The 1,688-nt window shown below is 69.0% G+C and carries 1 protein-coding gene; it reads right to left on the bottom strand.

Going from position 1 to position 1,688, the window contains the following annotated elements; all coding sequences use genetic code 11:
• Window positions 1-140: 140 nt before the first annotated feature.
• Window positions 141-1,550 (bottom strand): IS1380 family transposase, encoded by a 1,410-nt coding sequence (locus tag E0H73_RS45570; RefSeq protein WP_131367561.1) that lies wholly within the window; start codon window positions 1,548-1,550, stop codon window positions 141-143.
• Window positions 1,551-1,688 lie beyond the last annotated feature (138 nt).

The following is a 1,688-nucleotide window of genomic DNA, read 5'->3' as shown; positions in this document are numbered from 1 at the left end:
CTAGCCCCGGTCTTTCAGTAAGCCGTTGGTCCGTGGCACGGACGGGCCGAAGGTTGCGGGTGGTCGGTGGGCGTGAGGGATCGGCCGGCTTGCCGGCTGTTCCGTTTGTCCTTTGGTTGTGGGTGGGCAGGGGTTGGCGTTCAGGTGGGTATGGGGTGCGGGATCAGTGCGAGGCGGGTGAACGCGGCGGCCAGGTCGCGGGCCCAGGTCCAGCGCTGGGCCAGTCGGAGGTAGGTGCGGCGTTGGCCTCGGGTGATGCGGGCGGCGGTGTGCAGGAGCCGGTAGCGCAGGGCTTTTGGTTCGCAGGTGGCCAGGTCGCCGTCGAGGAGCAGATCCTGGGTCCAGGTGATGAGGTCGATCGCGGTCAGGGCCAACTCGAGCCAGGCGGCGTTGAGCGCGAACAGCCGGGAGGGGAATCGGCCGATGCCGGTGTCCTTGGCTTGTCTGATCCGGTCTTCGACGCGTGCGTGGGCGCGGTGTCGGGCCTCGAGATGCGCGAGCTGGCCGCGGGGCGTGTCGGTCGCGAAGGCCTGGTAGCGCAGCCCGTCACGCTGATCGAACAGCGATAACTGGGCGCCGGGATGAGGACGTTCACGGCGCACGATCACCCGCATCCCAGTCGGCCACCCCGCAGCGGTCAGGCCGTCCAGGAAACCGGTGATCTCGGCGACATCGGCGCCGGCACGCACCGACCCGTCGGCTTCGATCGCGGGCGTCCATGCTGTCTTGGGGAGTGCGTCGATCGCGGTCTCGACCGCGCGGGTCATCGTGAACCCGACTGAGAACTCCACGTCCAGGTCCTGGTCGCGCAGCCCGCGCAGATACGTGAGCCAGTCTCTGGTCGCGCCGGCACCATCGGCTCGGACCAGGATCGAGCAGCCGTACCGTTGCGTGTCGGGGATCTGAGCCAGCGCCAGATCGGTCACGGTGATGTGGTCGGCCGCGGTGTTGCTGCCGGCGTTGCCTGGGCGCAGCAGCCCGGCCAGTGCTTCACCGGTGTTGTCCAGGAAGGCCAGCAGCGGGTGATACCCGAAGCCGCCCTTGAACGTGGCCGCGGCCGACTCTTTCTCGCTGTGACAGGTCACCAGGCTGGCGTCGACATCGATGACCAGGCCGGGCAGCACACGCCCACCCGCCCTCGCGGCCGGCAACGCCCGCCCGAGTTCGCTCCGCGCCAGCCAGGCACGTTCCCGGGCCGCCGCACGCGCCTGCCGCAACCGGCCCAAGGCGGCCTTATCGATACTGACCAGGACCCGCCACGCCGTGGCGGTCGATGCGACCGAGCCGAACAACTCCGGCTGGTCCCGCAAGACGGCCAGGTCCGAGATCGCCTCGCCACCGTCGGCGAGCATCACCGCGACATCGGCCAGGACCCGCCCCGGATCATGTCTCGAGCGGCGCTGCCGCAACCCACCCAGCGCCGCGCCGAAGGCCTGCGGCACACCGGTCACCTCGGCCAGATCCGCGAGCAGCCGCGACCCGGCATGCGACGCGACACCCCGCCCATCGGCCGTCACCGTGACCACCGGACGCCTCGTTGTATTCTGCACCTACGAAGTGCCTTCCCGCTCGGACCATTCTGAACCTTAGACAAGTACAGAATCCCTTGCAGGCAAGGCACTTCTCTACATCTACGACACGTGTCGGACCCCCGCGATCACATCGTTACTGCAACGCCCGGGCTAGGC

The organism is Kribbella pittospori (assembly GCF_004331465.1).
GTDB classification, from domain to species: Bacteria; Actinomycetota; Actinomycetes; order Propionibacteriales; family Kribbellaceae; genus Kribbella; species Kribbella pittospori.
Note: the sequence above shows the minus strand (reverse complement) of the source record. Positions and strands in the feature narration are given on the sequence as shown.